This is a genomic window from Streptomyces sp. NPDC001970 (assembly GCF_053594115.1).
Window position 1 is genome coordinate 18,753 of the sequence record NZ_JBSFDW010000060.1, and the last position, 9,513, is coordinate 28,265.

Below are 9,513 nucleotides of genomic sequence, written 5' to 3' on the forward strand. Positions count from 1 at the left end.
CACGCATCAGTCGGTCATGGCTGCCCGTGCCCGTGCTTCCCGCACGGCGGCCTTGAGCCCGGCGATGTCGTAGGCGCCGTGGTGCCTGCGTCCGTTGACGAAGAAGGTCGGCGTCCCGGACACCCCGCTGAGGTCCGCCGACTCGACGTCCTCAGCGACCCGAGCTGCGCTCCTGTGGTCGAGCAGATCGCGCCGGAATCGTCCGGTGTCCAAACCCACTTCATCCGCGTACCGGAGGAGGTCGGGGGTTCGCAGGGCTCCCTGGTGGTCGAGCAGCAGGTCGTACATCTCCCAGAAACGGTTCTGTGCGGCGGCCGCCTCGGCCGCCTCCGCGGCGAACTGCGCATGGGGGTGGACATCGGTGAGCGGCAGATGACGCCACACATAGCGGATGTCCCCGGCGTCGCCGAGCAGCGCCCGGATCACCGGCTCGGCCTGCCCGCAGTAGGGACATTCGAAGTCGCCGTACTCGACGACGGTGACCGGGGCCTCGAGTGGGCCGCGTAGATGGTCGCGCATCGGATCGACGGGTACCGCGAGATCGACGATGGCCTCGGCGCGACCGAGCAGCACGCTCAGACGCAGCGGTCGCGGAAGGTGCGCGATCAGCCGGGCCAGCAGGCGGCTGAGGACGAACGAGCAGACAACCGCGCTGAGCACGCCGATCTTCGCCTCGGCCAGCCGTGGGCCGTCGAAGGCGAGTGCCGCGATCAGCAGGGACACCGTGAAGGCGGCTCCCCCGAGGGTGCCTCCGACCGCGACGGCGCCCCAGCCCGCGGGAGGCCGCAGCCGTCCTCGGCTCAGCATCGTCGTCAACGCCGAGGCGCCCAGGATGCCGACGGGCTTGCCGAGCACGAGGCCGATCAGAACTCCGAGGGTGACAGGAGAGGTGAAGGCGCGTGAGAGCTGTTCACCGCTGAGCTCGATCCCGGCGTTGGCGAACGCGAACAGCGGGGCGATGACAAAGCTGGTCCACGGGTGGTACTGCCGTTGCAGACGTTCGTTGGGGGAGATCGCCGAGGCCATTCCGCGCCGCACGGTCCGTTCGAGATCCGGGGTGGGCTGCTCACGGAAGAAGCGGAACAGGTCGCTGGCCCGCTCGAGTTCGCTGCGTGGCGCCGGATACGCAGGGGTGATCAGCCCCATCGCGAGTCCGGTGACGACCGGGTCGACTCCCGATGCCAGCAGGGCGACCCAGAGCACCACCGCGAGCAGCATGTACACCGCTCCCCGCCGCACTTCGGCCGCGCGCACCATCAGCACCACGGCGAACACCGCGGCCGCGCACGCCAGAGCGGGCGTCGAAAGGCGACCGCTGTACACGCCGGCGACGACGGCCAGGGCCACGAAGTCGTCGACGACGGACAGGGTCAGAATGAACACGCGCAGCCCCGGTGGCATGCGCTTGCCGAACATGGCGAGCATGCCGAGAGCGAACGCGGTGTCCGTGGAGATGGCGGCCCCCCAGCCGTACGCCGACGGCTCCCCCGCGTTGACGGCGAGATAGAGGCTCGCGGGTACGAGCATGCCGCCGAGCCCCGCCACCAGCGGCAGGGTCACACGCTTGCGCTCGCGGAGCTCTCCCATGTCGAACTCACGCCGCGCCTCGAGTCCGACCACGAAGAAGAACAGCGCCATGAGCCCGCTGTTGACCCACTCCCGCAGTCCGAGACCGACGCCGTACCGCCCGACCTGCACGGACAGCTCCGTGCGCCACAGCGCCTCGTACGCCGCGGGTGCCAGATTCACCCACGCGAGAGCGGCCAGCGCCGCGGCCATGAGCACAGCGGCGCCGGCGGTCTCCGTGCGCAGGAAGTCCTGAAGCGGTGACCCCGAGTCGCCGCTCCTCGCGGTCCGGCCGGAGAAGCCGTGGGTCGTCGCGCCTTCGCTCACCCCGCCATCGTCCTGAATCCCGACCGATTCGGCCTCCCCACGGCCGTACGCCACGAGATCCGGGGGCTCGCACCTGGGCCCGACGGGTGCGATCACCACCGGGGCGGGTGACCCTGTTGCCCTATCGCGCCTACCTCTGCCGTACCGCCGAGGCCGACAGCGAACTCACCCCGCGGGAGGCGCGGTCCGCCCGCGCCTTTCCCTGCAGGACACCCCGGAGCCGTCGGCTTGAGGTCGCGTCCGTGCCCCTTTCCGGCAGGTCGATGAGGCGACCAGCCGGTGGGTCACTTCTCGGAACAGACCGAGTCGCCCCGAGACGTGTGGACCCGGGCCAGCAGCTGCCGAAGCACCGCGATCTCCTCCGCAGAGAGGTCGGCGAACAGCCCCTGTTCCACGTCGGCGACCGCTTCCTGGGTCTTGGCCAGTACACCGCGGCCTTCGTCGGTGATGGCCACGATGTGGCGACGACGGTCGGACGGGTCGCGGCGGCGCTCCACAAAGCGGGCGGATTCCAGCTCGTTGAGGATCCCGACCATGACGCTGGGATCCACCTCGAGCGCCGCCGCGAGAGCCTGCTGAGCCATGTGTCCCGACTTGCCCAGCAGCATCAGCGTCGCGCCCTGCCTGGGTGCCAGCCCGCAGGAGTCGAAGGCGTGGCCGACGCGACTGCTGGCGATGGCACCGTGCCGGGCCAACAGGAAGCCGAGCCGGTCCAGAGGGTCGTTCTCGACCACATCAGTTGCGTCTTCTTCCATTGCCACGCATGCATACTATCAGACCGCTAATCATCCAAGCAAGAGAATCATTGATCACAATCTATGATAGATATTGACAAACCGTTGCTTTCTGCGAGGGCTGGGGGTCGCTGTGGCCGGCGGACTCGTCGTCCTGATGCTCGGCGGCGTCGCCTCACATCTGCGCGTCGAAGACCCCTTCGCCGAAGCCCTGCCCGCTCTCGTCGGGGCGATCGTCGCGGCCGCCACTCCGGCCCTGCACCTCGCGGCCCGGTGACCGCCGTCGCGACCCGCTGCGCGGAGTCGAGATCGACTCCGATCACAGGCGCAGCGCCCTCACGAGGATCGAAGGCGACGTCGTGCTCCTCGGCCACCCGGGCCGTGACAGTCACCGGCCCCCTTCTGTAAGGCCGAGCTCGGGCCTGCGTGAGGAGGGCGTCCAAGCTGGACTGAATGCCGAGGTCGGCAGTAGTTTGCGGCCCTGTGGATCACGACGACACCATCGCCATATCCCCGCCCGCGCCATTGGCCAAGGGCGAGCCGCTCTTCGTACCGAAGGCGATGACGATCGTGGTCGTGGCTGCGCTCGGAGCCTGCGTGCTGGTGAATGCCGCGTTGCTCATCGCGCAGCTGCGTCTCTACGGCGCGGCCGACGGTTCGTATGCCGCCTTCGAGAGGGAGATATGGGTCGGCACCCTCACCGGCATGAGGTTGTGCGCCTTCCTGCTGACCGGAATCGTCTTCCTGCGCTGGCTGTGGCAGATGCGGGTGAACGCGGAGGCGCTGGCGCCCGGCGGACACCGGATGAAGCGCGGCTGGACCACAGGCGCGTGGCTGGTTCCGGTCGCCTGTTTTTTCCTGCCCAAGCGGATCATCAATGACATCTGGGCCGCCAGCTCTCCGCCCGATCGCCCGCGCCGCACCGGCGTGCTGCTGACCTCGTGGTGGCTGCTCTTCGTGGCGGCGCAGCTCGTCGCCCATCCCTCCGCGTCGCGGGGTCCGCTGTCGACGGAGATGGCCGGGGCCGCCCTGTATGTCGTCGCAGGAGTGCTGTGCATCGGTGTGGTGCGGCGGCTTGCCGCGATGCAGAGAGCGCGCCTCCAGGGCCGGCCCGGTAAGCCCGCCTGGTGAGGTGTCGCGTCGGCTACGCCGGCGACAAGCCGGATGCCCTCCGCGCCTGTTGGCGGAGCCGGGGAAGCTCTCACTGCGGGTTTCGGAGGAATCCCGAAGTCCGGGCAGCCGAGGCGCACCGACGCTTCGAAGCCGGCGGCGTCCGCGGCCGTCCCGACCTCATCTTCTGCCACGCGCGGGGCGTTGGAGAACGCCCGGCGTCGTGGGACGGCGCAGCGCTGTCGGCCGACCGCAGGGGTGCGCCCTGTCGGCGGTGCCACGGGCCCGCAGGGCTACGCGCCCCGAAGGGCCCGCGCCTCCGCCTCCGTCTCCACGGCCGGAGCGGACCCCGGCAGCGGCCGCCCGGCGGACTCCGCCATGAACCACACCGCCGCGCCGCCGATGATCGCCGCGGCCATCATGTAGTACGCGGGCATCATCACGTTGCCCGTGGCGCCGATGAGGGCCGTGACCACCAGCGGCGTCGTACCACCGAAGAGCGAGACCGAGACGTTGAAGCCGATGGACAGGGAGCCGTAGCGGACGCGGGTGGGGAAGAGGGCCGGGAGGGCCGAGGGCATCGCCGCGGTGAAGCAGACCAGGAGCAGGCCCAGCGCGCCCATGCCGAGGGCGATGGCGAACAGGCTGCCCTGGCGGATCAGCAGCAGCGCGGGTATGGAGAGGAAGAAGAAGCCCACGCAGCCCGCGGCGATCACCGGGCGGCGGCCGACACGGTCCGACAGCGCGCCCGCGAACGGCTGCACGATCATCATCAGCGCCATGACACCGAGCACCACCAGCAGGCCGTGGGTCTCGTCGTACTTCAGCTCACTCGTCAGATAGCTCGGCATGTAGGACAGGAGCATGTAGTCCGTGACGTTGAAGATCAGGACTAGGCCCATGCACAGCAGCAGCGCCTTCCACTGCCCCGTGACCATGTCCCGCAGCGGGGCCTTCGGCCGCTCGCGCTCCTGCCGCGCCGCCTTCTCCAGCTCGGCGGCGAACGCCGGGGTCTCCTCCAGCTTCGTCCGCAGATAGAGGCCGATGACGCCCATCGGGCCGGCGATCAGGAACGGGATGCGCCAGCCCCAGGACAGCAGATCGTCGGACGACAGCACTGCGGTCATCAGGGTGACGAGACCCGCACCGGCGATGTAGCCGGCGAGCGTGCCGAACTCCAGCCAGCTGCCGAAGAAGCCGCGCTTCCTGTCGGGCGCGTACTCGGCGATGAACGTCGTCGCGCCCGCGTACTCGCCGCCCGTCGAGAAGCCCTGCACCAGCCGGGCCGCGAGCAGCAGGATCGGCGCGCCCACGCCGATCGCCGCGTACGAAGGGATCAGGCCGATGGCGAAGGTGCCGGCGGCCATCATGATCATGGTGAGGGCGAGGACCTTCTGGCGGCCGATGCGGTCACCCAGCGGGCCGAAGACCATGCCGCCGAGCGGGCGGACGAGGAAGGCCGCGGCGAAGGCGCCGAAGGTGGAGAGCAGTTGGGCGGTGGGGTTGCCCGACGGGAAGAAGACCTTGCCCAGCGTCACGGCGATGTAGCTGTAGACGCCGAAGTCGAACCACTCCATCGCGTTGCCGAGCGCGGCCGCCTTCACGGCGCGCTTGACGAGCGCCGGGTCGGTGACGGTGACGTCCGCTGCGGTGCCCCGGCTCTGGATGGGGGCCGTGGTCTGGTTCGGTGCGAGGGTGGTGGCGCCCGGCAAGGTTCCGCTCGCCTGCCTTTCGGTCGACTGCAAGGACAAAAGCCGCCCAATCGGACGGCCAGGGAAACGACCATAGGCACAGCTCCCCACCTTGCCCACCGCGAGCAATCGGTGACCGCACGTACCGAAAGAGGCGTTGTCCAGGAAGAACGGCGTCTTCCGCGACCCTCACGGCGCCGGACGTTTGTGATGCATGTCGCGGGGCCGGGCGGAACCACCGCGTCCGGGCATCCAGCACGGCCCACTGGCTGCCAGGGAAGCTACTTATCCATGATTAGTATCTAATGCGCGCCTTGGTGCGAAGGGACAGCCGCCGCACTGTTGAGTGCATGACCGACTACGGACACCCGATCACCTTTGGGTTGAGCCTTGATCCCACGGCGGATGCGCCCGATACGACCAGGCGCCTCGCGCATCTGGCCGAGGCGGGCGGACTGGACTATCTGGCCGTCCAGGACCATCCGTACCAGCCGGGGCACCTCGACACATGGACGCTGATCAGCTACCTGGCCGCGTACACGGACCGCATCTCGTTCTTCACCGATGTCGCTGATCTGCAACTCCGCCCGCCCACCATGCTCGCCAAGGCCGCAGCTTCGCTCAGTGTGCTCACCGGCGGCCGCATCGAGCTCGGTGTCGGCGGCGGCGCCTTCGCGGACGCCATCGCTTCGATGGGCGCGGTGCCGCGACGCGGTGGCCGGATGGTCGCCTTCACCGAGGAGTCCCTCACCCTCATGCGCGAGGCATTGGCCGGTGGAGCGGTGCGGCTGCACAGCCCTCACCACGTCGTCGAGGGCTATCGCGCCGGTCCGGTCCCTCCGAAGCGCGTCGAGCTCTGGCTCGGCGCCCAGAAGCCGAAGATGCTCGCGGTCACCGGCCGGGCGGCCGACGGCTGGATCTCACCGCTGAACATCTACGTGCCCCCGGAGGAGGTTCCGTCGCGTCAGCAGATCATCGACGAAGCGGCCGTGGCCGCAGGGCGCGCCCCCGAGACAATTCGCCGGATCTACAACGTGATCGGCGTCATCGGAGACCACCGGGGCGGGCAGGGACTCGTCGGAGACGTTCCGGCGTGGGTGGACACGCTCGCCGGCTGGGCGGTGGACCTCGGGTTCGACACGTTTGTCTTCTGGCCCGTCATCGAACGTGAGAAGCAACTGGCGCTCTTCGCCGACGAGGTCGTCCCCGCTGTGCGCGAGCGCGTCGAGGCCCTGCGGAGCGGTCGATGACCAGCCTGCCCTCCGTCGTGCCGGCCGAGCTCACCGGCAAGGTGGTCACGCCCGGCGACCGCCGCTACCGCCTCTTTCGCTCGACGTACACCACCGTGGCCCGCCCGGCCGCGGTGGTGCTTCCCGAGTCGGCCGGCGACATCGCCGCGGCACTGCGCCTCGCCCGGGAACAGGGCCTGCCCGTCGCGGTCCGCAGCGGCGGTCACGGGCTCTCCGGACGCTCGACGAACAACGGCGGACTCGTCATCGACCTGAGCGCGATGCACCGGGTCGACGTCCTCGACCGCGGCGCGCGCCTCGTGCGCGTGGAGGCGGGCGCCCGGTGGGGTCGTGTCGCGCAGGCCCTCGCACCCCACGGCCTCGCCATCAGCTCGGGCGACCACGGCAACGTCGGCGTAGGCGGCCTCGCCACGGGTGGCGGCATCGGCTGGCTGGTGCGGCACTACGGGCTCACCGTCGACCACATACGCGCAGTCGAGGTGGTCCTGGCTGACGGCTCTTTCATCCGCATCGACCCGCTGAACGAGCCGGACCTGCTGTGGGCGATGCGCGGGGCCGGCGCGGGGGCCGGCATCGCCGTGGCGTTCGAGATCGAGGCGATCGAGCTGGGCGCCGTCGGGCTGGCGCAACTCGTCATCGGCGTGGACCCGGCCGGTGCCGCCCTGCGGGGCTGGGCCAACGTGGTGGCGCAGGCCCCGAGGGAGTTGTCGACGGCGGTGACGCTGTCCTCCCGGGGCCCTTCCACCGCCGCGTTCGTCACGGCCGTCGTGGCCTCGGACAGCCCGTCCCTCATCCGCGCGGCAGTCGAACCGCTCCTGGGCGTCGGTGAGTTGCTGGACCAGCAGACCCGCATCGTCCCCTACACCGCTCTGGTCCCGACCGCACATCTGCATGCCAACACCGGGCAGATGCCGTCCACCACGACCAACGGCCTGCTCCCGGACATGCCCCCCGAAGCGGCCCGCGCCCTGGTCGTGGCGTCGGCCGGCCCCCGCCCGGTCATGATTCAGATGCGGTCGATCGGCGGCGCCGTCAACGACGTCGACCCGTCAGCGACCGCGTACGCCCACCGCCATCAGCAGACGCTGGTGATCGCGACGGCGTTCCCGCCCGACGGCCGTGCGACCCTCACCGCGGCCTTGGACCCGCTCGTCGGACATACCGACGGCGCCTACGTGAACTTCGAAAGCGCCCCCGACGAGAAGACCTTCGCACGCGCCTACCCGGGGCCGACCGGAGCCCGCGTCAGCGAACTCTGGGCGCGCTACGACCCCGACGGTGTCCTGCGCCCCCGATCGCCCTGACCGCCGGCACCCGCGGACGTCCGCGCAGGCCGCCTGCGCGGAACCGCCGCTGGAGGAACCTCCATGGCCCGCAAGACCGAGAACTCTGTTTCAGGAGCATGCACCATGGCCAAGTCGTTCATCCTCGGCACACAGACCCGGCCCGGAGCCCCGCACTCTTCCGTCCCCTCTGTGGGTGGTCACCGTTCCGACCGTCCGCCTCACCGCCGGGCAGACCGTCAGTGGTCAGCACCTGTGGATCGTCGACGCGGCCGAGCGGGCGCACGCTGTCGAGCGCGTGCGCGACCGCATCCACGATGCGTCGGCCGTGCGGCACCGTCGCGTCGCCGACATCTGCTGGGAGCGCCTTACCGTGGCCCTCTGGCGGAGGCCTTCCCTGATCGACGGGCCATGACCGGCGGCTCTCCCACTGTCGGCAGCTCCCCCACCCATCGGCTCCTGGCGCGGAAGCAGCATCTCAAGCCGATGATGCCGCAGCGCGGGTTCTCGGATGCCCTGGCGAAGGTCGGCTCGTATCCCGGCCAGTCGGCCGCACACACTCGCCCGGTGATCGCTCGCGTCCTGCGGTGACCGTTTCCCGCACGCAACGGTGTCTTCGCGTCCGCACCCAACGATGTCTTCGCGTCCGGAGTAACCCGAAGGTCGTCTCGGAGAGGTAGGCGCGGCAGAGCGTGCCACTCACAGCGAGTGGTGGGGTGCTGCGGCACCCCACCCTCAGGTCCGCTTCATCGAGGCGGTCACGGCGGACCCGCGACCGATCGAGACCGGGGCCAACCCGCCGACTCTGCGCGTCCGCTCACCGCCCGCACTCCTCACCCGAAGTGGACAGCGTCACCCGAAGACGTACGAACCCGGGCCAGAAGACTGCGCAGCGCCGCAATCTCCTCCGGAGCGAAGTCGGCGAACAGCCCCTGCTCCACATCGGACACGGCCGCTTGAGCCTTGGCAAGGACGCGGTTGCCCTCGTCCGTGATCGCAACGATGTGGCGACGGCGGTCGGACGGGTCACGGCGACGTTCCACGAGCTGAGCGGACTCCAGCTCGTTCAGAATCCCGACCATGATGCTGGGGTCCACCTCGAGCGCGGCCGCGAGAGCCTGCTGGGCCATGTGTCCGGACGTGCCCACGAGCATCAGCGTCGTGCCCTGCCTGGGCGTCAATCCGCAGGACGCGAGGGCGTGGTGGACACGACTGTGCGCGAAGGCGCCATGCCGGGCCAGCAGAAATCCCAGCCTGTCCAAAGGGTCGCTTTCCACGACTCCAACCACACTCTCATCCGCTGTCACAACACCATGTTATCAAGGAGAAAGCATCACATGACGAGGATCCTTGAAACCCGTCCATGATCCTCCGAGCTCAAAGCCACGGCATCACTCTTCGGTGATCTCGCCGTCGCTCAGTTCGAGCACCCGGTCGGCGAGGCCGAGCAGCTGGGCGTCGTGCGTGGCGACCAGGGCGGTCACGCCCTCGCTGTGGACCACGGCGCGCAGCAGTTCCATCACCGCGAGGCCGGTCTCCGCGTCGAGCTGGC

Annotated in this window: 10 protein-coding genes and 1 pseudogene; 6 read left to right on the top strand and 5 right to left on the bottom strand. The window is 69.7% G+C overall.

Annotated elements, in window-relative coordinates; all coding sequences use genetic code 11:
• Window positions 1-6: 6 nt before the first annotated feature.
• Window positions 7-1,893, bottom strand: coding sequence for a Na+/H+ antiporter NhaA (gene nhaA, locus ACWCP0_RS39475; protein WP_451083554.1), 1,887 nt, complete (start codon window positions 1,891-1,893; stop codon window positions 7-9).
• Window positions 1,894-2,177: 284 nt separating this feature from the next.
• The gene (locus ACWCP0_RS39480; protein WP_451083562.1) at window positions 2,178-2,648 is read right to left on the bottom strand and encodes a MarR family winged helix-turn-helix transcriptional regulator; all 471 of its coding nucleotides are present in this window, start codon (window positions 2,646-2,648) and stop codon (window positions 2,178-2,180) included.
• Between the two features lie 112 nt (window positions 2,649-2,760).
• Between ACWCP0_RS39480 and ACWCP0_RS39485 the strand changes: the two genes are divergently transcribed.
• Both ACWCP0_RS39485 and ACWCP0_RS39490 read left to right on the top strand, forming a co-directional pair.
• A complete protein-coding gene (locus tag ACWCP0_RS39485) occupies window positions 2,761-2,904 on the top strand; it encodes a hypothetical protein (protein ID WP_451083555.1) in 144 nt (47 codons plus the stop codon).
• 206 nt (window positions 2,905-3,110) lie between these two features.
• Complete coding sequence (locus ACWCP0_RS39490; RefSeq protein WP_451083556.1) at window positions 3,111-3,758, top strand: DUF4328 domain-containing protein; 648 nt, start codon at window positions 3,111-3,113, stop codon at window positions 3,756-3,758.
• A gap of 272 nt (window positions 3,759-4,030) precedes the next feature.
• On the opposite strand, the gene proP is transcribed toward ACWCP0_RS39490, so the two are convergent.
• Window positions 4,031-5,404: a glycine betaine/L-proline transporter ProP gene (gene proP, locus ACWCP0_RS39495; protein WP_451083563.1), complete on the bottom strand. Its 1,374-nt coding sequence runs from the start codon at window positions 5,402-5,404 to the stop codon at window positions 4,031-4,033.
• 374 nt (window positions 5,405-5,778) lie between these two features.
• Here proP and ACWCP0_RS39500 point away from each other — a divergent pair, with 374 nt between their 5' ends.
• The 4 genes from ACWCP0_RS39500 (at window position 5,779) to ACWCP0_RS39515 (ending at window position 8,552) form a co-directional block, all read left to right on the top strand.
• Entirely contained in the window at window positions 5,779-6,678 is a 900-nt protein-coding gene (locus ACWCP0_RS39500) for an LLM class flavin-dependent oxidoreductase (RefSeq protein ID WP_451083557.1), read from the top strand.
• Window positions 6,675-7,982: an FAD-binding protein gene (locus ACWCP0_RS39505; protein ID WP_451083558.1), complete on the top strand. Its 1,308-nt coding sequence runs from the start codon at window positions 6,675-6,677 to the stop codon at window positions 7,980-7,982. The genes ACWCP0_RS39500 and ACWCP0_RS39505 overlap by 4 nt, the downstream gene beginning before the upstream one ends.
• 175 nt (window positions 7,983-8,157) lie before the next feature.
• The gene (locus ACWCP0_RS39510) at window positions 8,158-8,376 is read left to right on the top strand and encodes a hypothetical protein (protein WP_451083559.1); all 219 of its coding nucleotides are present in this window, start codon (window positions 8,158-8,160) and stop codon (window positions 8,374-8,376) included.
• Window positions 8,373-8,552: a hypothetical protein gene (locus tag ACWCP0_RS39515; protein WP_451083560.1), complete on the top strand. Its 180-nt coding sequence runs from the start codon at window positions 8,373-8,375 to the stop codon at window positions 8,550-8,552. Before ACWCP0_RS39510 ends, ACWCP0_RS39515 begins: the two co-directional genes overlap by 4 nt.
• A gap of 242 nt (window positions 8,553-8,794) precedes the next feature.
• Here ACWCP0_RS39515 and ACWCP0_RS39520 read toward each other — a convergent pair whose 3' ends face one another.
• Both ACWCP0_RS39520 and ACWCP0_RS39525 read right to left on the bottom strand, forming a co-directional pair.
• Entirely contained in the window at window positions 8,795-9,268 is a 474-nt protein-coding gene (locus ACWCP0_RS39520) for a MarR family winged helix-turn-helix transcriptional regulator (protein WP_451083561.1), read from the bottom strand.
• 84 nt (window positions 9,269-9,352) lie between these two features.
• Window positions 9,353-9,513 (bottom strand): annotated as a pseudogene (locus tag ACWCP0_RS39525) (ABC transporter ATP-binding protein); the annotation flags it as partial.